The organism is Streptomyces sp. RGM 3693, assembly GCF_050471125.1.
Taxonomy (GTDB): Bacteria; Actinomycetota; Actinomycetes; order Streptomycetales; family Streptomycetaceae; genus Streptomyces.
The window spans coordinates 212,276-230,307 of sequence record NZ_JBMPPQ010000002.1 but is presented as its reverse complement, the minus strand read 5'-3'; the positions used below and the strand labels follow the sequence as shown (position 1 = coordinate 230,307).

Here is an 18,032-nt window from a genome sequence, read left to right as displayed (position 1 = left end):
CGGGCGCCGGGCGTCGGGCGCTCGCCACTGTGTCCGTTGCGACTGCGGCAACTCCTGTAGCTGAAGCTAGCTGAAGCTACGTCTGCGTCGTCTGTGTCTGTGTCTGTGTCTGCGTTGGCGTTGGCCGGGGCCGGTGCATCCGTCGTGTGTTGCATGTCGGGGAAGGCCGCATATGACGCATCGGCTGTCGCTTGCCCCACATCGAGGGGAATAAGTCACAGGTTCGGCTTACGGTGCTCTGACGGGCCATGGGGAAGGCTGGGGACGGCTGGGCGGTGGTGGCCGGGAGACGGCCGGACGGGCCGGTGGGCGGATGGCCGGACCACCGACGGGACGGCCGGGACTCGCCCGGAGCGGCGGGATCGCGGATGCTGGAATACCGCGGGATCCCGGATGCTGGAATACCGGGGTCCGGTGTCGGGCCGGTACCGCCGTGAAGCGAGCTGACTGAGGAGAGAGCTGTGAGCACCGAGAACGAGGGAGCCGGCGTCCCGTCGGAGGCCAAGCCGCCGACCGGGCCGCAGCCGGACAGCGCCCCCGCGCCCGCCTCCGGTGACCCGACTCAGGCCGCGCCGGCCACGCCCCCCGCGGCGCCCCCGCCGCCGGACTACGCACCGCGCGCCGCCGAGCCCGGCACCGCCGGCCCGGTCGAACACGACCGTACGCAGCCGCTCCCCCCGACCCCGGCCGCCCACCAGGAACACCCGGCCGCCCCGGCCGCCCCGTATGCCGCGGCCGGGCACGGTCCGGCCGGCGGCTGGGGCGCGCCCCCGCTCGGCGGTGGCGGTGACCCGTGGGCCGTGCCCGGTCACCAGCCGCCGCCGCAGAAGCGCAGCGGCGGCCTGATCGCCGCGGTGCTGGTCGCCGCGCTGGTCGCGGGCGGCGTCGGCGGTGGCATCGGCTACTGGGCCGCGGGCCGCAACGACAGCGGTTCGACGACGGTCTCCGCCTCCGGCGACCCCGAGGCGCTGAACCGCAAGCCCACCTCCGTCTCCGGGATAGCGCAGCGGGCGCTGCCCAGCGTCGTCACGATCGAGGCGCAGGGCGCGAGCGGCGACGGCGGCACCGGCACCGGCTTCGTCTACGACAAGCAGGGCCACATCCTCACCAACAACCACGTGGTCGCCAGCGCGGCCGACGGCGGCCGGCTCACCGCGACGTTCTCCAACGGCAAGAAGTACGACGCCGAGGTCATCGGCCACGCCCAGGGCTACGACGTCGCCGTCATCAAGCTCAAGAACGCCGCCGGCGCCACGTTGAACCCGCTCCCGCTCGGCAAGTCCGCTGATGTCCAGGTCGGCGACGCCACGATCGCCATCGGCGCGCCCTTCGGCCTGTCCGGCACGGTCACCACCGGCATCATCAGCGCCAAGGATCGCCCGGTGGCCTCCAGCGACGGCGGCGGCAGCAGCGCCTCGTACATGAGCGCCCTCCAGACCGACGCGTCGATAAACCCCGGCAACTCCGGTGGCCCGCTGCTGGACGCCGGCGGCAACGTCATCGGCATCAACTCCGCGATCCAGTCGGCCGGCAACGGCAGCGGGCTCGGCGGCGAATCCGGCCAGTCCGGCAGCATCGGCCTGGGTTTCGCGATCCCCATCGACCAGGCGAAGCGGGTGGCGCAGGACCTGATCAAGACGGGCCAGCCGGTCTATCCGCAGATAGGCGTCCAGGTCGGCATGCGGGAGTCCGGCGACGGCGCGACCATCGCCCAGTCCGGCAACAACGGCAGCGAAGCGATCACTCCGGGCGGCCCGGCCGACAAGGCGGGCCTGAAGCCCGGCGACACCATCACCAAACTCGACAGCACCGTCGTCGACAGCGGCCCGACCCTCATCAGCGAGATCTGGCAGCACAGGCCCGGCGACCGCGTCACCCTCACCTACAAGCGCAGCGGCAAGGAGCACACCACTCAGGTCACCCTGGGACAGCGCACGGGCGACAAGTGACGCGCTAGTCTGATCCCCGCGACACCGCACTCCGGTGCCGCGGGGAGGCTTGCCCGAGCGGCCTAAGGGAACAGTCTTGAAAACTGTCGTGGCGGCAACGTCACCGTGGGTTCAAATCCCACAGCCTCCGCGCAGGTGAGAAAACGTGCAGGTGGGCGGGGTTTCCGGTGTGATCCGGTGCCCCGCCCACCTGCTTTCCTGTCTCACCTTCGCTCGGTCTGGTGCACCGCTGACCAGCGCGTGTGGACGGGGCGTGGACGGGGATCAGGGGCCCGAGACCTCCGGCTTCTCGGAGCGCATCGCTCGCTCGATCAGCGCATTGGCCTGGTCCCGCTGCCCGTCCAGCACCTTGGCGTAGAACTTGTAGAGGACGGCCACGCTGTGGCCCGCGCGACGGGCCACCTCGGTCGGGGCGACGCCTGACGTGATCCAGAGGGAGATGCCGGCCTTGCGCCCGGCGTACGGCACCTCGGCGAAGTGGTGAGCGATCTGCTCGGCAGTGAGTGCCACCTTGCGAGCCTCCTGCCAGAGGTCCGTGTACTCCTTGCTGAGAACGACCCCGCCCTGGGCCGCTCGGAACAGCCGCCCGTCCGGCGCCACGCCATACCGGTCGATGTGGGCACGCAGCATCCTCACCAGCTCCGGTGGGATCGGCACGTCGCGCACGGACGAACGAGCCCGACGCTTCAGCCCGCGTTCCTCGTAGGACTTGCCATCGTCCGTCCAGGCGGCTCCTACCCGCGACGCGCTGCCGGAGAGCAGCAGGACACCCCACCCGTCCTCGGGCAGGGTGCAGTCGCTCTTCCTGAGGTTCATAGCCTCGGCAGGCCGCGTGGCCGCGTAGTAGATGCACGCGAAGAACGCCTGGAGATGTTCGCCGCGAGTGCCCAGCGTTCCGACGGCGTTGATGAGCTCTTCTGCTTGCCCCGGGTTCGGGACGTACCGGAAGTCGATCTCGTCGTCAGTCGGCGGCGGAGACCAGTCGACGGACGGCAGCGGGTTGGCCATGAGGCGTTTGCGCTCCACGGCGTACCGGAGGGCATTGTTGAAGACCGTCCGACGGTTCGTGATCGTGGTTGCTGCTGCCCGCTTCCCGCTGAGCAGCGTGCTCAGGGCCTTCAGCGCGGCGCGGATCGCCTCGGAGTCGTCCTCCAGCCCGGACATGGGGAGGGCCTTGGCCGAGAGCCATGTGAGTGCAGCGGAGAGGCGGTCGGGCGGGGGCGTGCGGTGCTCGGAGAAGTTGAAGGCGTAGCCGGTCAGCGCCCGCCGCAGCACTGCCGGTGCTGGGGCTCCTTTCGTGTCTTTGACCAGAGCGGCGGTGATGGCGGCGAGAGCATCGGCACGTGTGGCCCGGCCCTTCGCTGACGCCGCCTCGGACCACTTCATCTCGGCGTAGTCCTTGGCATGGTCGAACCACGTCAGCTGAGGCTGGAGGGCGACGAGTTCGGACTTGGGGAGGCCCGTCTCGATGTCGAATTGCTCGCCCTTCCGGGCGGCGGTCATCAGCTGAGAGCGCCGCCCGTCGGCCAGGGGCTTGGTACGGAAGCTCTTGGCGTGTGACTTCGGTCCAACCACCCAGCGGACCTGGTAGGGCTTCGGGTACTGCGGCCGTACACGGATCTCATACATCTTGAACTCGAAGGTCAGCAGGGGAGACTCCGGAGATACGAAGAGCGGGCCCGACTTCCTGCCGGGCCCGCTGAGTTGGATGGATCAGACGGCGAATCGCTCTTCCTGCTGGGCCCACCAGGCGTCGAGGTCAGAGCGACGGATGCGGAGTTCACCGCTCGGGAGCTTGTAAATCCTCGGCGCCTGTCCGCGGGCCCTCATCCGGTAGAAGGCCGCGCGGGACATCTCGATCTCTTCGAGTACCGCGGCGAGCTTGAGCATCTTGGAGCTGGGCACAGTGATGTCTCCTTCGGGAAACGGCCGGGGGCTTCCTGTTCCCTCTTCTGGGAGGTCCGCTACATCCGCTACATCCGCTACATCGCAGGTCAGGGGCCTGTTTTGTGTAGCGGATGCGTGGGATGTAGCGGATAGGTTCCGCTACGCGGTGCGGGCGACGGTCAGGTGGGGTGTGGCGGTGCTATCCGCTACACGGCTCGTATCCGCTACATCAAAACCCCCTGTGACCTGCGGTGTAGCGGATGTAGCGGACGTAGCGGATGTGGGGGAAGGGGGCGGGCAGTAGCGCAGCCACGCGTCGGCGAGGTCTTCCGCGTAGTAGCCCTTGGGGACGCCGCTGGAGGTGCGGACGGAGCGGGGCTTGACGGGCTTGTTGTCGGCGGTGGCGTAGTCGCCGAGCATCTTTGCCAGGCTGCGGCTGGCCAGGGGGCGGCCGTTCATGTCGCCCCAGGGTGCGTCTTCCAGGGTGTGGAGGATGGCGAGGATGGCGGCGGTCGGCATGCGGTCGGCGCCGCGGAAGACGTGGTCGCGTAGGTCGGTGAGCAGGCGGACGCCGATAGAGGCCGGGTCATCGTCCTTGGCAGCTGCGACCAGTTCGACGCAGGCCGCGCGGGCGCGCTCAGGCCAGGTGCCGCCGGCCGCCTCGGCCACGGCGAGCAGGGGCTCCCACAAGTCGGCGGGCCGGTCGGAGATGCCTTCCGGCAGCTCGGGCCATGCGTCGGTGACCTGGTCGCGGACCTGGTCGGCCCAGGCGGCGAGGCGCTCGCGCAGGGCGTGGCCTTCCTTTTCGTGGATGCGCTGCCGGTAGGGCTCGACCTTCTCGTTGGGGGCGCGCTTGCGCATGCGGATGATGACGGAGCGGGTCAGGATCGTGTCCGGCAGGGAGCCCAGGCCGGCCATGGCGACCGCGCAGAAGCTCGGGAAGGGGGTGGCGGTCTGGTTGGAGCCGTCGCCGACGCAGCGCAGGCTGCTGGCGCCACGGCGGTAGCCGGAGTTGAGGAAGGCGCGCAGTTCCTCGTTGCCGCTGGCCTTGGGGCCGTAGATGGTGTCGATCTCGTCGAAAAGGATGGTCGGTCGGCCTTCGTCGGCGGAGACGACGCGGAAGAGGGCGTTGGCGGAGGGGTTGACGGTCATCAGCGGCCGGGGAACGAGGGTCTCGGAGATCTCCAGAGCCCGGCTCTTGCCGCTGCCGGGTTCTGGGGAGAGGAACGCCAGCCTCGGTGTGCTGTCGAAGCAGTCGAAGAGGTGGGCGTGGGCGTCCCACAGGGCGACAGCGGCGTAGGCGGCTTCACGCGGGAACTTGTTGAAGCGCCGGTGGAAGCGCTCGACTTCGTCCAGGAGGGCGGCGCCGTCGATGCGGTCGGTGGAGTCGGTCATGAGGCTTTCCTTGTCTCGTGGGCCGCGGGGTGGCGCCAGGTGCAGGTGTCGCGGTGGGCTTGGTGGTCTTCGATCAGGGCCAGCACCTTGGTGTGGCCGACCGCGCTTCGGTCCCGGCCGCAGCAGCACTTGGAGGTGGCGGTGGGCACGGCGCCACGGGGTGCGGTGATGTGCAGCCAGGCGACGGGGTAGCGTCCGTCGCCCGTCGGCTGCGGGTCAGAACCTTGAGAGGACGCCCTTCGGGCGGCGTCCTTCGGCGCTCTACGGCTGGTCGTGGTGCGGGCCGGTTCGGCGGGGTGCGGCCTGGCTGTGGCCAGGTGGCCTTCCAAAGGGGGAGGGGGCGGGGCGCTCATGCCGCATCCCGGTGTCGGGCGGTGCGGAGGGAGCTGTCCAGGGCGCTGCGGATCGTGGCGCGGCACTCCGCAGCGGTGAGTCCCCGCGCCTCTCCAGCCGCTTGGAAGGCGTCCTCTGCCACGTGCCGGGGGAGGTCGCCCCATGCGACGAACCGCCCCACCTTGAAGGCGCACCGGTTGAGCACGTTGTTGCGCTGCTTGTCGGGTGCTGCGGCGACCACCGCGCACTCCGCGTCCAGTGCGGCCAGCGCCGCGCGGTTCCCGCTCACAGCAGGCAGGTGCAGGGGTGCCACGGGACGGGCGGGCGCAGGCTGGAGCAGTTGCAGCAGCCATGCCGGCAGCGGGGCCACCGCCGCATCGCTGGTCGCTTCGTATGGTCCGGTCAGGGTGGTGCTGCCTGCGGCGACGACGTATCCGCCACAGGCCCGAGTGTCGACCAGCGGACCTAGGGCCCCGGCAGTGTTGGTCAGCCGGACACCAGATGGCGCGGCGAAGTACAGGTGTTGGCCGCCGCTTGCCGTCCGCACCGTGTAGGTGGCGGGCATGGGTTGGCCGGCGCGCTCGCAGAGCGCCGTGAAGGTCGTCGCGCCGCAAGGCGCGTCCTTCTTGTTGTTCTTCGGTACGTCGAGGTCGACGACGAGCAGCCCGGAAGGGCCCGTGGCGATACCGACGTTGTAGGGCCCGGCGGACCATGCGGCCTGGATTCGGGCCAGGTCTGTGGTGGCGCGCTGCTCCCATTTGAGGTGACCGGTGGCGCAGGGGCCGGTGCCGGGGCAGCGGGCTTCGCTGTGGAGGGCGGGGCGCTTGTTTCCGGGGCGGAGGGGGAACACGGCCCAGCCGCGTTCTGCTGCGGTCAGTGCTGCGGCGAGCAGCGCGGAGCGGGGGTCATGCGTCATGCTGGATGACTCCAGTTCTCTGGTTGGTGCTGGATGCCGGGGCGACCGCGCTTCTTTGGCGAGATGGGGCGGTCGCCCCGGGCGTATCTACTCGCTGTGGGCGAGGGGGAGTTCGTCGCCGGTGATGGTCTCGGTGCCCATGGCGACCAGGTCGCGGGCAGCGGGCGGGGTGACGGCGTAGGTGTCGTCCTCGTCGTGGACGAGACGCCAGCGTTGGGCTGCCGGGTCCCATTCGATGTGTTCGTCGCCGAGGGGGTTGGCGATGTGGCCATCCGGCTCGATGTGGACCGGTACGCCAGCGTCCACCAGGGCGTTGAGGCCGTCGAGGGCCTGCTGCCACGCGGTTCGGGAAGCTTGGGTCATGCTGGGCACTCCTTTGCAGGTGAGAGTGGTGTGCGGTGGGTTAGAACGGAGGCTGGTCGGCGGCTGGATCCGCGGGCGCCGCGGCGTTCGGGGTCGGTCGGTCGGCGGATGCCATGTCCCAGGGGTCGTTGTTGGCTGACGCGGGGTTGTTGCGCGGGGTGCGCTGGACGGTGGCGGTGGCGAACTGGAGGGAGGGGCCGATGTCGTCGACTTCGACGGCGAGCATCGAGCGGTTCTCGCCTTCGGGGGTCTGCCAGTTGTGCTGGCGGATGCGGCCGGAGAGCACGACACGGGAGCCCTTGGTGAGGCTGTCGGCGATGTGCTCGGCCAGCTGGCGCCAGGCCGCGCAGCGAAAGAACGCGGCGGTGCCGTCCGTCCACTGGCCGCTAGCCTTGTCGTAGGTGCGCGGGGTGGAGGCGACAGTGAACTTCGCGAGGGCAGCACCGTTGTTGGTGAAGCGCAACTCCGGGTCGGCCGTGAGGTTGCCGATGATGGTGACCGGGACTTCTCCGATGGACATGCGTGTCTCCCTGTGTCAGTCGCAGGTGCAGTCGGTGTATTGGCTGGAGCCGTCCGCGCCGCAACCGCAGCAGTGCGCGTAGGGGTACGGCTCGCTGTCGTCGCTCGGCGCGCACAGCTCGCAGTCGATGAAGTCGTCGTCCTCGTACACGAGGCGTCTCCTTAGCGGTGGTTGATGGTGCCGTTGGCCCGGCCGAACAGGCCGGTTGAGGTGATGTGCTGGGTGATGTGCGGGCGCTGCATCTCGCGCTGTGCAGCGGTGATCCGGGCCCGGACGCGCCCGATGACCGCGGCGGCTGCGGCGCCGCCGGCGGCGAGGGCGGCCACCGTGGACCACAGGACGTGGCTGACGGCGACGAGCCCGGGGGCCGCGGCGGACAGGCCGACCGTGGCCAGGGCGATGCCGCCGCCGACGGTCGGCGCCAGCAGTGCCGTGGCTTTGGCCCAGGCCGGGATCGGCTGAGCGACCGTCGGCGCCGGGACCGCGGATGGGGGCGGTGTGGTGGGCCCGGTGCTGTAGGCCAGGGCGCGTTCTCCGGAGGGGAGGATGACTTCCTGGACGCCGGGCGGGATGTCCTGCGGGGGCAGGGTGGGGTGTTCGGGGTGCATGGGGTCCTCCTTCTGCCCGGCGCCGGGCGGTTAGGCGGTGAGGTGGGTGAGGGCTTGGGCGATGGCTTGGCAGGCGGCGGTGATGGGCTTGCTGGCGCCGGTGCTGGCGATGAAGAAGCCGAAGAGGAACAGCACGAGCGCGGAGCCGAGTTGGACGTAGCGGGTGCGTATCAGGACCAGGCTGACGAGTCCGAAGAGGACGGCAGCGGAGATCGTGACGGCCATGGGGCGACTCCCTGGAAGGGTGTGGAGGACGCATCCGGCCGCCCGTTCGTGGGCGGCCGGTGGTGCGGTGTGGGCCTGTCATCCGGCCTGTCATCTGTCTGTCACCTGTCACCTGTCTGTCACCTGTAACGCGCAGGTCAGACAGGGGACAGGCCGCAGATGACACGCCGAACCCCCGCCTCGGGGGGTGGGCGACAGGTGACAGACAGGCGAGCTGGTTAGCCCTCGGTGGGGGGCTTGGGGGCGTGGGTGTGGTGGACGTAGCGGGCCTTGCTGCCTTCGCCGACGCGGACGGCTTCGCCGGATTCGGCCCATTCGCCGAGCCAGCGCTGGATGACCGGGCGGCGGGTGCCGTAGGTGTCTTTCAGGTCCCGTTCCATGGCGGAGGCGCCGGTGCCCTCGGGTCCGGCGGCGATCAGGAGGTTCAGGGCAGCCTGCCGGGCGTCGGGCTTGGCGTCGGCGCTCTTGCGGCCCGGGGCCCAGGTGGAGGGGTCGGACCAGTTGGTGCCAGGCCCGGAGGCGGGTTCGTCGGTGAGGCCGGCACCCACGATGTCGAGGAACTGCGCCTCCAGTTCCTTGTCCCGCGGCGCTCCCTCGGCCTGCGGCGGCCCGTTCTTGGGCTCGGGGGCATCCCAGTTGGCGGTGGCCCGCCAGGTGCGCGGGGTCGTCTCGCCCCCGCCCCCGCCGCCGCTGCCGCTGCCGCTGCTGGTGGTGGTGCTGGTGGCGGGTTGGAGGCCGAAGAGGTGCCCGCAGCGCTCCTGGGACCAGCGCTGCTCGTAGTCCTCTCCGGCCGCTTTCAGGGAGGGCGCGTCGAGGGTGGGGCGGCGGTGGGCGGTGGCGGCGCAGATCTCCTCGATGAGCGAGGGGGTGATGCGCCACTGGCGGCCCTTCTGCGGGGCCTTGCCGTCGGTGCCGACCTGGAGGGAGCCGGGGCCGTCGAAGGAGTCCTCCACCGTCATGGCCCGCCAGCCGAAGAAGTGCCCCAGCTCGGCATCTTCGGTGGCGCCGGTGCATACGCGGTTGGAGGCCATCTTGCGGACCATCGGGTCCGGCAGCACGTCCTGGGTGACGCGCAGGGCGGAGACGACGGCGCGGATGGCCATCGCGCGGGCGATGCGGATCACCTCGGAGATGCCCTTGAGGACTTCCCGGGCCTCGCGGGTGGCGGCGACCTCGGCGCCTTCGTCGGTGAGGATGATGATTTCGGGCAGGTCGGGGCCCACGGGCAGTTTGTCGTCGTCCTCGGCGCGCATGTGGTCCTGGTAGGCGACCTTGCGCTGCTTGGCGATGCGGACGGCGGCCTTGAGCATGCGGGTGGCTTCGGCGGGGGTGCTGGCCACCCAGTCCACGCCGGGGGCGGGGATGTCGGCTTCTGCCCAGCGGGAGCCTTCGGTGTGCTGCTGGGCTTCGCGCCAGGCGTGCAGCCACGGCAGGCCGAGGGAGCCGCCGTTGAGGTCGATGACCCACACCAGCACGTCGTTGGTCTGGTTCAGCCGGGCGATGAGGTTGTGGAGCCAGTTGGTCTTGCCGGTGCCGGTGGCGCCGGCCACGATCGTGGACGCCTGCCGCAAGTCCAACTCCGCCTTCCCGCCGTCTGACAGCAGCGCGAGCGGCACCGGGTTGTTCACCGTGGTGACCTGCGCCATCTCCGCTGCGGGGTAGGGGAGTTCGGTGCCGGCCATGGACTTGGTCGTCACCCGCAGCAGCACCAGGCGCCGGGAGAGTCCTTCGTGGACCTCCAGGCCGCAGCCGGTGGGCAGGTCCAGGTCGGAGGCGAGCGCGGCGGTGCGGTCCGCGATGGCTTTGCGGGTGACGCCGCCTTCGGGGAGCTTGACTTCGACGGTGTAGCCCATGCCGGTGGGCCAGTGCTCGATCGCCACGATCTCGATGTTCTCGACCCGGCACACCCGCGCGATGCGGTCGATCCACTCCTCGGCCAGCGCGCGGCGCACACCGAGGCCGAGGAGGGTGATGCGGCGGGCCTGCTCGGTCTCCTCGTGCGCTGCGAACCCCGCCGCCAGCGTGCCCGCGGTGATCCCGCCCACCGCGAGGGAGCCGAGCGCGGACAAGGTGGTAGGGCCGCCGGAGGTCAGGGCCCAGGAGGACCAGGTGCCGGCCGCCAGCCAGCACGCGGCGCGAAAGCTGGTGGTGGCGCGGGTCAGGCGGTTGCGGATGCCGGAGATGGTGGTGCCCACGGCCCCGGCCGCGCCGGCGGCGAGCATCCATCCGGCGGGTAGGTGGGCGGTGTGGGCGAGGGCGGTGGTAACCAGGGTTCCGGCGGTGGCGTTCAGGGTGCCGGAGACGATGCCGTGCCCGGCGCTCCAATCCACCCGCGTCGTGGTGGCGTTCTTCTTGCTGGCCATGGTGTCCTTCCAAGCGGACGGCCCCCGCAGGGCAGTTGCGGGGGCCGTCGGTCGAGAGCGGGTCAGGGGCTGGTCAGACGTTCCACTTGCGTTCGCCCTCGATGCCCTTGCGGGGGTTCTCATGCCGCTCGATGTCGGCGGCGTGGGCCTTGCGGTAGACGGTGCCGACCTCGGCCAGGGCGTCGATGACGCGGTTCATGGCCCGGTAGCCCTCCCCGATCTCCTCGGTGACGACCTGCTCGACCGGCAGCTTCTCGTCAGCCAGCTCCGCCAGGACCCGGATCGTCTCCTGCACCATTGCCATCGCTTCGGGCAGGTCGTCGATCAGCGCCTCGAACTCGCTCATCTGCTCGGGATCGAAGGTGGACGCGGCCTGCAACATGACTTCCGCCGCGTCCGACAGACGCGCCAGGCCCGGGGTGCTGGTCTTGGACACGGGTCCTCCCTTGGGAGCATCGAGGGTGACGGGACGGGCCGAGCGGCCCTTGCCCGGAGCCGAACGCGGCTTCTCGGTAGGCCGCTTGGGGTCGTTGACGGTCTCGCCCGGAACCGAGGTCTCGCCGGGCTTGCCCTTGCCGAGGATCGCGGCGTCGCGGATTTCACGAATCCGGCGGGCACGGTTGGCCAGACGCAGCCACACCGCCTTCACGTGCCGAGAGGCAACGCCGGGGCGGCGCCAGTTCCAGATGCCCGACGCCAGCCCCACACCGCCGGCCAGCACCGCACTCGCACCCATCCGCACCCCATGACGGGCGGCCGAACGCCGCAGCGCCTTGGCCTGCGCCGCACTGACCTGCCCCCGCCGCGCCGACGAGGACTCCGCCCGACGGGTCCTGCCCGACCTGGGGGCAGTGCCGGGCGGGGTCATGCCGGCGTTCTTGTATGCCTTCGCGGTGCCCCGGTCCGTGCGGCGGGTGGTGCGCTGCTCGGCACGGGCGGTGCGCTTGGGCGCACCCGCCTGCCACCGGGCCACCCCACGGGCCATACCGCCAGCAGCGGCCCGCGAGGCACGCGACAGTCCACCGGACGACGACCGCGGCCCACGGGGCGCCTTCGACAGCTGCACCCCCGCACCACCCCGGCCGGACCTGCCGGACGACGAGCGCGGGGACGGGACGGGGCCAATACGGCTGCCGGTGCGCGGATCGCTGGCCCTGGCCGCCGAGGGGCCTGCCGGTGCTCGGCGGGTTCCTGACTGAGGCGTGGAAGCGACGTTCGAGGTGGCGCGGCGGGAAGCACCGCGCCCTCCACCCCGCACCGCCCCCGCACTCGACCGCCCCATACGACCGACGCCGGACGCCAAGGGCGACCGCTGACCGGCCACGCCGCGGCTGCCCGCGACACCGGGGGTACGGAGGGGGGACCGCGTGCCGCGCCGCGGGCCCGCGGCGCGCCGGCGGGCAACGAGTGCGCCGACGCCGATGGCTCCGGCCGCAGCGCCGGTGGCGGCCAGGCCGACCGGTCCGCCGATCGCCATCGCACCAGCGACGACGGCTCCTATGGCGTTCGCGCCGGCAGCCGCAAGCGGCCGACCCGGCAACGGCGCCGGCGGCGAAGCAGCGGGTGGGGCCAGTGGTGGTGCGGTGGCTTGAACGGGGACTTCTGTCACGGTGTGGACCGTGGCTTCCGACATGATGGTGGTGCTCCCTTCACGGAGTGAGGTGCCCCCGGAGGCCCGGCAAAGCGACCGGGGGCACCAGATCGGGCAGCAGGTCAGAGTGCGTTGCGTTCCAGGGAGAAGAAGACGACGTTGGCGTGCGCCATCTCCGGGCTCTCCTCGGCGATTTCGGCCTTGAGGCCCATGAACACGTCACGGCGGGTAGCACCCTGCGGCGGGGTCAAGGTGCCGTAGAGCGTGTTCATCGCACGGCCCGGCAGCTCCAGGGTCATGACCCAGTGGTGGGAACCCTGCTGTTTGACGGTCTGGCTGGTCACAGTGGATCTCCTTGAGTTCGTTGACTGGTCGGCGCTGCGACCGCAGGTCAGCCGCGGTAGTGGTGGCTGGGGTGCTCGGCGGCGGTCTCCTGCCAGCGCCGGTTCTCGACGGCGTCGACGTGCCGGACGCGCACGGTGAAGGAGCAGGCCGGATCCGGGCACCGGTACGTCGTCGAGGCGAACGCCTTGGTGAGGAGGTCGACGGCCCACACGGTCGTGGCGAGGCAGGCCAGCGCGCAGGCGACGATCAGGGACAGCGGCACGTCGTAGGCGGCCAGCTTGGAGCCGATGGAGACGGCATCGGCCACCCCCAGCACGACGGCGACGGTCACAACGAGGCGAGAGACGGTCTTGCGGGACATCAAGGGTCTCCGTTCAAGCGGCGAGCGCGGGAACATCCGCGCAGATCAGGCAAGTTCCGAGCGAGGTGGGCAGGGTGTAGCCCGCGTCCTGGCCGCAGGTGGGGCAGGTGCGGCGGGCGGCCAACGCCCGTCGCACCGCCGCCCACTTGGCCGGGGTCATCGGCCGAACCGGCAGCGCCAGGTCGATGCGGTAGAGGTAGGCGACCAGTGGGCCTCGGCGGCGCCGGGGCCGTTCGAGCTGGGCGGCGACGTCTTGGCCGCCGGGCCGCAGCCCGAGGGCGCGGAGCTGGCGGCGGGTGGCCAGGCCATCCGGGCCGAGGCGCCACCGGTAGACCGGCACAGTGCTCACCGGGTGCCTCCGAGCGGGACCAGCCGGATACGCCAGGCAACCTCGGAGGCCGGGGTCGGGGATCCGCCGCAGCACGTGGTGGGCGAGGTCCATCCGTCCCGCGGGGCGCCCTCCGCCTCGGCTGCGATCTCCGCCGCGTCCCAGGAGGCGTGCACGCTGTGCAGCTCGCCGAAGCGGAAGAGGACGTAGACGCGGTCGGCCCGGGCGTTCTGCTTGCGGACGGTACGCAGCAGCGTCCGCAGCGCCTGCCGGTCCTCGGTGTCGAGGAGGGACTGGGCGCGCAGGGTCTCCAGCTCACCTTCGCGCCGGGCGACGTCGACGGCGGCCTGGGCGAGCGCGGCGCGCTGTTCCTCCAGGACAGTCTCCGCGCGGATCGCGGAGTCGGTGGCGAGCTCACTGCTCGACTGCTGCTGTGCGGCCTCGGCACGGGCGGCAGCGGTCTCCGTCTCCGCCTGGGAAACGGCGTCGCGCAGGGCGCGCAGGGTGCGGGTACGAACAAGGGCGATCATGCGGAAGCTCCCTCAAGAGTGGCGGCGCGCGGCAGGCGCGCGGCAGTGCGCGGTTCGCGCGCGGCGAGCTGCGCGGCGCGCGCGGCACGGAATTCCTTGAGCCAGTTGCGGGCGTTGCCGACGTGGATGCCGCAGCGGTCGGCGAGTTCGGCGGCGGTCGGCTCGACCTGGCCGCCGGTGGTGGTCATGACCTGGAGGTAGTGCTCCCAGCCCTGTTGCTTGGCCTCTGACCGGAACACCGTCCCCTCGCCCGTGCGGGCGGCTTCGGGGGCCTGAGAGCCGAAGGCGTCCAGCTCGCCGCGCAGCCGGTCATGGAGGAGAGTGGCCTCCTGGATCTCCCGGTTGACCTGCTCCAACGTGTCCTGACGGTCCTTGGCCAGGTCCTCAGCATCACGGCACTGCGCGACCAGAGAGTCGAGCTGTTGCCGTTGCTCGGTCAGCGCGTTTTGGGCTTGGTTCCAGGCGTTCTGGGCGTCGGTTGTGAGGCGGTCGGCTTCGGTGGTGGCGGCGGTGATGAGGGCTTCCGCGCGCTGCCGCGCGTCCTGCTCGGCCTGCCGCGCGTCTGCCGCGCGCTGCCGCGCAGCCTCCACCGCGCCGGCCACCCCGTCGTGATCCTTCAGAATCGCGTCGCGGGTTTCCTCGACCTCCGCCAGTTCCTTCCGCGCGGCATTCAATTCCTCTGCCGCGCGGTCCCGCGCGTCTTCCGCGCGCTGCCGCGCGTCCTCGGCTTCGCACCGCGCGCTTTCCGCGCGCTGCCGCGCAGCCTCCGCCTCCTCAGCGAGCGCGGAGGCTTCGATCCGCTCCACGGACGCCGTGACCGACAGGTCCTCGATCTTCTTCAGCACGACGTGCGGGTCGGAGTAGTCGAGCCGCGCGAGGTCTTCCACGCCGGTGAGGGTGACCATCCGCCGTGCCATCGCCAGCGCCTGGCGGCGGTCGGTGGCGATGTCCGCGCGGTCCAGGGCCTTCTGCGCCCGCCCCTGCAACCCTTCCCGCTTCCGCTCCGACCGCCGCTTCGCACGCTGCCCGTCGGGGACTTCGGCGTTCAGGATCAGGCGGAAGCGGTAGAGGCGCCGGGCGGCGCGCTGCGCCATGGCGGAGCGCGCGATCGCGGAGGACGAGGTGTTGGCGTCCAGGCCCCACAGGGCGAACAGTGCGGACCAGGCGTGCTGCCACAACAGCGCCACCAGCCGCGCCGGCCCGGGACGGGCGTCGGTGTCGTCGACATCGGGGGTGTGGAGCTTGCTGCGCAGTTGCAGTTCGATCAGCCACGCGGCCAGTGCCGGGACCGCGGCCAGGACCGGCCGGGCCCACCAGTTCGGCGCGTGGATGGCGTTCATGGCGCCGGAGAAGCCGACCAGAGTCCAGGCGGTGCGATGTATCAGGTGCAGCTCACGCGTCCAGCCGACCTTGGGGTCGGCGGTGCGGTAGAGCATCACCAGCAGCGTCATCTCCGCCGCGTCGAACACCCCGATGAACGCGATGGCGAGGATCTTGGGCAGGTGGACGGTCTCGGTGGCGAAGCCCCACAGGCCGAAGACGCTGACGGCGACACCGCCCAGTGCCACGATCGCCTGCGGGCCGATGCCGGACAGCCACACCGACTTCCGCAGCCGCCCAACACCCCAGGTGACCAGGGCCAGAGCGAGCAGTAAGCCGGCCAGCGGGGCGGCCCAGGACACCCAGGTCGGGGCACCGGGGAGCAGTGCGGTGAGTTGGGGGATCATCCGGCATCACCGCTGTCCTCGACCGCGAAGCGCGACAGCGAGACGGTGCGCCAGGGGTCCGCGGTCGCGGGCTTGTTGGTCGCCGGGCCCCACTTGTCGGCGGGGCACCCGAAGGACTGGGCACGGGTGCGCGCGCTCTCGACCGCCTGCTCAAGGGCGGCGAGGCGGGCCCGGGTAACAATGCGGATCACGCGTCATCCTCCTCGGGCTCGTAGACCATGCCCAGGTGCCACAGATGGCCGCTGGCCACCTGGAGATCGCCGAGCAGATCGGACAGGGCCCCGCGTGCGTCCAGGAGCGCGACAGCGGCGCCGTGTGCGTGTTCCTCGGGCACCGTCCCGTCATCCGGGGCGAGCAGGCCGGCTGCCAGATCGCGGTGCACACGCCTATCCATGTGCTCGGTCGCCTGCTGCAACCGCGCGCACATCTCAACCAAGGCAACCGCAGCGCGGCTGACCTCGGGCGTGCTGTCGTACCCACCGGCCATGGCCGCGTGGTTGTGCCGGCGCACCGCCTCGGAAGCCGCCTGCAGGTGCTCGGCGGGGCTCAAGGACTCACTCATGCCGCCACCCCCGTCCCTGCGGGCTGTACCTGCAGCGCGGCCAGCAGTTCCACGGAGTCCATGTAGCCGCTGGGCAGTTCCTGCCACTCCCACTCCGCGCGGGGGGCCACCTCGTAGCCGAGAGCCGCGAGCGCCCTGTCTCGCTGGGCGAGCGTCGGGATCGCCGCCGCAGCGCCGAACTTGTGCGTCGGCCAGTCCCAGGGATAGGGGCTGTCGGTGACGACGTAGATCTCCCACGTGCCGTCCGTGTTGGTCAGGCGGGCGCTGTGCGTCATGCCGCACCGCCCGTCTGCGCCACGCCGGCGCCGCGGTTGGACAAGTCGCGGCGGGCCGCGAGCATCTTGCGCCGGGCCCGCCGGATCCGCTGCTGGTCCAACTCCGTCACCAGACCGTCAAGGGCCCGGACCTGCGCGTCCAGCAGCTCGACCTCCGCCTCAATCAGCGGCGTCTCGGCGGCGATCGCGTCCAACTCTGCGGCCGTGGGCTCACGGTCCGGATCGGGGGCGAGTGCGATGATGGTGCTCATGGGTCGTGGTGTCCTTTCAGGTCGACGGCCCTTCAGCGGCCTCGGGATTGCGCCCCGGGGCCGCGCGCCGTCAGATAGGCCCGCGCCGGATGAGCGCGGGTGAGGTGGTGAGTGCCCTGGCCGGGAGTCGAACCCGGCCTGACGACCATCAGGGCTGATCGGCCAGGGGCTGGCCGTCAGTGGCGGATGCGGTGCTTGCACGACGAGCACGGCCAGCGACCGGTCCCGTAGATGCGGAGCATCCGCACGGTCAGGCCAGCGGCCTGGGCTTCGACCAGGCCCCGGGGGCAGTCGCCCAGCCAGCCGAACCCGTCGGCGTCGATGATCTTGTAACCCTTACGCGACTTCATGAGCGTTCCCTTCGGAGGGATGCGGTGTGGAGGTCGAGGACGTGGTGGCCCGCCGCGTACGCGCCTGCGGCGGCACCGGCTGCCGCGGCGAGCAGAGCGCGGGCCACCGGATGGTGGACGCCGTGACGGGCCAGGGCCCGCATCGCCGCGAAGTGCGTGATGCGGGCCCTGGCTACCGGGCTGGGCACGACCGGGGCTACAGGGAACCGCCGGGTTCGCGCTGGGGCAGCGACGGCATCTCGTCGGTGGTGTCGGGAGCGCGGTCGTGCTGCGGCTCGGGCTCGCTCACTGGGCCTCGCCCCGCAGCACCGCTGCTTGCTGCCGGGCGACTTCGGTCGCCTCCGCGGCCTCCCGGGCCGACTCGATGCGCTGCTGGGCAAGCGCGTCGGCGGCCTGCTGCTCAGCGATATCGCTCACCGGGAACCACCCCCGGCCCGCTGCGTGTCGGCCTGCCGGGCGCGACGAAGGAACTCATCCATCTGATCCGAATCACTGGACCTCACAGCGATCAGGAATGCCAAAATGGGAACCACAGGTTTGCCTCCAACTCAGGTGGCCTGTGCGCGGGCCTCGGAGGTGCAACTCCGGGGCCCGCACCTGTTTGTGGTCTCTCGTCACGAGCGACCACAGCCCCCGGCACCCCTGCCCGAAAACGGGGGTGTCGAGGACTGTGAGCACTGGTGCTCAGGAGAATCTGGGCGCGGCTGGCAAGCTGCGCGGTAGCCCCTACCAGGGGCCGTGGGTCTCACATGGACGCGGGCCGCGCTCGGTCCGGGGAGTCCCCTCCCGGACGTCGTCGCAACGGAATGTTGGTGCCGCGTCGTTCTTTTGCGTCGGCCAGTTCTGCAGCTCTCACCCCTCCCCGCAAGCAATGTGCCCTTGCGGATCGCCGGAATGGCCCAGAGCAACGCGTAAACGCATCACCCTGACCGACGGGTCTCCACTCACCTCCGGCCGGTGTCATCACGGCCGGTGTAGCGGTGGTGGATCACGCTGTGGAGTTCTCAAGTAACGACCGCTTCCTTCAGGCCCGTGTCACCGGGTCCCTCCGGACGGCGCACCCCGCGTTTCCGCAGGTCAAAGCAATGTCGTGCTGCTTCCTGCCGCCCCGAACGGGGTGACCAGCACTGGGACTGTTCTAGCACGACTGATA

At 71.1% G+C, this 18,032-nt stretch carries 25 protein-coding genes and 1 tRNA gene; 2 read left to right on the top strand and 24 right to left on the bottom strand.

Annotated features, from left to right (window positions below; all coding sequences use genetic code 11):
- Positions 1-461: 461 nt before the first annotated feature.
- Positions 462-1,949, top strand: a complete 1,488-nt coding sequence (locus ACO0M4_RS18345; RefSeq protein WP_430371716.1) for a S1C family serine protease — start codon at positions 462-464, stop codon at positions 1,947-1,949.
- Positions 1,950-1,992: 43 nt separating this feature from the next.
- Positions 1,993-2,079: transfer RNA gene (locus ACO0M4_RS18340), tRNA-Ser, on the top strand.
- Between the two features lie 134 nt (positions 2,080-2,213).
- On the opposite strand, the gene ACO0M4_RS18335 is transcribed toward ACO0M4_RS18340, so the two are convergent.
- The 24 genes from ACO0M4_RS18335 to ACO0M4_RS18220 form a co-directional block, all read right to left on the bottom strand.
- Positions 2,214-3,578: a tyrosine-type recombinase/integrase gene (locus ACO0M4_RS18335; RefSeq protein ID WP_430371714.1), complete on the bottom strand. Its 1,365-nt coding sequence runs from the start codon at positions 3,576-3,578 to the stop codon at positions 2,214-2,216.
- Positions 3,579-3,662: 84 nt separating this feature from the next.
- Positions 3,663-3,854, bottom strand: a complete 192-nt coding sequence (locus ACO0M4_RS18330; RefSeq protein WP_430371713.1) for a helix-turn-helix transcriptional regulator — start codon at positions 3,852-3,854, stop codon at positions 3,663-3,665.
- A 141-nt stretch (positions 3,855-3,995) separates the two neighbouring features.
- Entirely contained in the window at positions 3,996-5,231 is a 1,236-nt protein-coding gene (locus ACO0M4_RS18325; RefSeq protein ID WP_430371712.1) for a DUF3631 domain-containing protein, read from the bottom strand.
- Positions 5,228-5,380, bottom strand: coding sequence for a hypothetical protein (locus ACO0M4_RS18320; RefSeq protein WP_430371711.1), 153 nt, complete (start codon positions 5,378-5,380; stop codon positions 5,228-5,230). The genes ACO0M4_RS18325 and ACO0M4_RS18320 overlap by 4 nt, the downstream gene beginning before the upstream one ends.
- A 200-nt stretch (positions 5,381-5,580) precedes the next feature.
- A complete protein-coding gene (locus ACO0M4_RS18315; RefSeq protein ID WP_430371710.1) occupies positions 5,581-6,480 on the bottom strand; it encodes a bifunctional DNA primase/polymerase in 900 nt (299 codons plus the stop codon).
- Positions 6,481-6,567: 87 nt separating this feature from the next.
- Positions 6,568-6,843: a hypothetical protein gene (locus ACO0M4_RS18310; RefSeq protein WP_430371709.1), complete on the bottom strand. Its 276-nt coding sequence runs from the start codon at positions 6,841-6,843 to the stop codon at positions 6,568-6,570.
- 40 nt (positions 6,844-6,883) lie between these two features.
- On the bottom strand, positions 6,884-7,363 hold the full coding sequence (gene ssb, locus ACO0M4_RS18305) for a single-stranded DNA-binding protein (protein ID WP_430371707.1): 480 nt from the start codon (positions 7,361-7,363) through the stop codon (positions 6,884-6,886).
- A gap of 15 nt (positions 7,364-7,378) precedes the next feature.
- Positions 7,379-7,513 carry a hypothetical protein gene (locus tag ACO0M4_RS18300; RefSeq protein WP_430371706.1) on the bottom strand — a complete coding sequence of 45 codons (135 nt, stop codon included), beginning with the start codon at positions 7,511-7,513 and terminating at the stop codon, positions 7,379-7,381.
- Between the two features lie 11 nt (positions 7,514-7,524).
- Positions 7,525-7,971: a hypothetical protein gene (locus tag ACO0M4_RS18295; protein ID WP_430371704.1), complete on the bottom strand. Its 447-nt coding sequence runs from the start codon at positions 7,969-7,971 to the stop codon at positions 7,525-7,527.
- Positions 7,972-8,001: 30 nt separating this feature from the next.
- Positions 8,002-8,196 (bottom strand): hypothetical protein, encoded by a 195-nt coding sequence (locus ACO0M4_RS18290; protein ID WP_430371702.1) that lies wholly within the window; start codon positions 8,194-8,196, stop codon positions 8,002-8,004.
- Between the two features lie 218 nt (positions 8,197-8,414).
- Positions 8,415-10,559, bottom strand: coding sequence for a hypothetical protein (locus ACO0M4_RS18285; RefSeq protein WP_430371700.1), 2,145 nt, complete (start codon positions 10,557-10,559; stop codon positions 8,415-8,417).
- Between the two features lie 73 nt (positions 10,560-10,632).
- On the bottom strand, positions 10,633-11,532 hold the full coding sequence (locus tag ACO0M4_RS18280; protein WP_430371699.1) for a hypothetical protein: 900 nt from the start codon (positions 11,530-11,532) through the stop codon (positions 10,633-10,635).
- Between the two features lie 740 nt (positions 11,533-12,272).
- Positions 12,273-12,494 carry a hypothetical protein gene (locus ACO0M4_RS18275; RefSeq protein ID WP_430371698.1) on the bottom strand — a complete coding sequence of 74 codons (222 nt, stop codon included), beginning with the start codon at positions 12,492-12,494 and terminating at the stop codon, positions 12,273-12,275.
- Positions 12,495-12,541: 47 nt separating this feature from the next.
- On the bottom strand, positions 12,542-12,856 hold the full coding sequence (locus tag ACO0M4_RS18270; RefSeq protein WP_430371696.1) for a hypothetical protein: 315 nt from the start codon (positions 12,854-12,856) through the stop codon (positions 12,542-12,544).
- 13 nt (positions 12,857-12,869) lie between these two features.
- Positions 12,870-13,205, bottom strand: a complete 336-nt coding sequence (locus ACO0M4_RS18265; protein ID WP_430371695.1) for an RRQRL motif-containing zinc-binding protein — start codon at positions 13,203-13,205, stop codon at positions 12,870-12,872.
- A complete protein-coding gene (locus ACO0M4_RS18260) occupies positions 13,202-13,714 on the bottom strand; it encodes a hypothetical protein (RefSeq protein WP_430371693.1) in 513 nt (170 codons plus the stop codon). Before ACO0M4_RS18260 ends, ACO0M4_RS18265 begins: the two co-directional genes overlap by 4 nt.
- Positions 13,711-15,441: a hypothetical protein gene (locus ACO0M4_RS18255; RefSeq protein ID WP_430371692.1), complete on the bottom strand. Its 1,731-nt coding sequence runs from the start codon at positions 15,439-15,441 to the stop codon at positions 13,711-13,713. The genes ACO0M4_RS18260 and ACO0M4_RS18255 overlap by 4 nt, the downstream gene beginning before the upstream one ends.
- A complete protein-coding gene (locus tag ACO0M4_RS18250) occupies positions 15,438-15,632 on the bottom strand; it encodes a hypothetical protein (RefSeq protein ID WP_430371691.1) in 195 nt (64 codons plus the stop codon). The genes ACO0M4_RS18255 and ACO0M4_RS18250 overlap by 4 nt, the downstream gene beginning before the upstream one ends.
- Positions 15,629-16,003, bottom strand: coding sequence for a hypothetical protein (locus tag ACO0M4_RS18245; RefSeq protein ID WP_430371689.1), 375 nt, complete (start codon positions 16,001-16,003; stop codon positions 15,629-15,631). The genes ACO0M4_RS18250 and ACO0M4_RS18245 overlap by 4 nt, the downstream gene beginning before the upstream one ends.
- Entirely contained in the window at positions 16,000-16,278 is a 279-nt protein-coding gene (locus tag ACO0M4_RS18240; RefSeq protein WP_430371688.1) for a DUF6303 family protein, read from the bottom strand. Before ACO0M4_RS18240 ends, ACO0M4_RS18245 begins: the two co-directional genes overlap by 4 nt.
- Positions 16,275-16,529, bottom strand: a complete 255-nt coding sequence (locus tag ACO0M4_RS18235) for a DUF6284 family protein (RefSeq protein WP_430371687.1) — start codon at positions 16,527-16,529, stop codon at positions 16,275-16,277. The genes ACO0M4_RS18240 and ACO0M4_RS18235 overlap by 4 nt, the downstream gene beginning before the upstream one ends.
- Positions 16,530-16,705: 176 nt before the next feature.
- Positions 16,706-16,879 carry a hypothetical protein gene (locus ACO0M4_RS18230; protein WP_430371686.1) on the bottom strand — a complete coding sequence of 58 codons (174 nt, stop codon included), beginning with the start codon at positions 16,877-16,879 and terminating at the stop codon, positions 16,706-16,708.
- Positions 16,876-17,067: a hypothetical protein gene (locus ACO0M4_RS18225; RefSeq protein ID WP_430371684.1), complete on the bottom strand. Its 192-nt coding sequence runs from the start codon at positions 17,065-17,067 to the stop codon at positions 16,876-16,878. Before ACO0M4_RS18225 ends, ACO0M4_RS18230 begins: the two co-directional genes overlap by 4 nt.
- 97 nt (positions 17,068-17,164) lie before the next feature.
- Positions 17,165-17,296 carry a hypothetical protein gene (locus ACO0M4_RS18220; RefSeq protein WP_430371682.1) on the bottom strand — a complete coding sequence of 44 codons (132 nt, stop codon included), beginning with the start codon at positions 17,294-17,296 and terminating at the stop codon, positions 17,165-17,167.
- Positions 17,297-18,032 lie beyond the last annotated feature (736 nt).

Bases quoted from the DNA above. Each gene is read 5' to 3' on its own strand.
- ACO0M4_RS18335 (WP_430371714.1), bottom strand. From the start codon at position 3,578: ATGTATGAGATCCGTGTACGGCCGCAGTACCCGAAGCCCTACCAGGTC.
- ACO0M4_RS18325 (WP_430371712.1), bottom strand. From the start codon at position 5,231: ATGACCGACTCCACCGACCGCATCGACGGCGCCGCCCTCCTGGACGAA.
- ACO0M4_RS18315 (WP_430371710.1), bottom strand. From the start codon at position 6,480: ATGACGCATGACCCCCGCTCCGCGCTGCTCGCCGCAGCACTGACCGCA.
- ACO0M4_RS18310 (WP_430371709.1), bottom strand. From the start codon at position 6,843: ATGACCCAAGCTTCCCGAACCGCGTGGCAGCAGGCCCTCGACGGCCTC.
- ssb (WP_430371707.1), bottom strand. From the start codon at position 7,363: ATGTCCATCGGAGAAGTCCCGGTCACCATCATCGGCAACCTCACGGCC.
- ACO0M4_RS18295 (WP_430371704.1), bottom strand. From the start codon at position 7,971: ATGCACCCCGAACACCCCACCCTGCCCCCGCAGGACATCCCGCCCGGC.
- ACO0M4_RS18290 (WP_430371702.1), bottom strand. From the start codon at position 8,196: ATGGCCGTCACGATCTCCGCTGCCGTCCTCTTCGGACTCGTCAGCCTG.
- ACO0M4_RS18285 (WP_430371700.1), bottom strand. From the start codon at position 10,559: ATGGCCAGCAAGAAGAACGCCACCACGACGCGGGTGGATTGGAGCGCC.
- ACO0M4_RS18270 (WP_430371696.1), bottom strand. From the start codon at position 12,856: ATGTCCCGCAAGACCGTCTCTCGCCTCGTTGTGACCGTCGCCGTCGTG.
- ACO0M4_RS18260 (WP_430371693.1), bottom strand. From the start codon at position 13,714: ATGATCGCCCTTGTTCGTACCCGCACCCTGCGCGCCCTGCGCGACGCC.
- ACO0M4_RS18255 (WP_430371692.1), bottom strand. From the start codon at position 15,441: ATGATCCCCCAACTCACCGCACTGCTCCCCGGTGCCCCGACCTGGGTG.
- ACO0M4_RS18245 (WP_430371689.1), bottom strand. From the start codon at position 16,003: ATGAGTGAGTCCTTGAGCCCCGCCGAGCACCTGCAGGCGGCTTCCGAG.
- ACO0M4_RS18240 (WP_430371688.1), bottom strand. From the start codon at position 16,278: ATGACGCACAGCGCCCGCCTGACCAACACGGACGGCACGTGGGAGATC.
- ACO0M4_RS18235 (WP_430371687.1), bottom strand. From the start codon at position 16,529: ATGAGCACCATCATCGCACTCGCCCCCGATCCGGACCGTGAGCCCACG.
- ACO0M4_RS18230 (WP_430371686.1), bottom strand. From the start codon at position 16,879: ATGAAGTCGCGTAAGGGTTACAAGATCATCGACGCCGACGGGTTCGGC.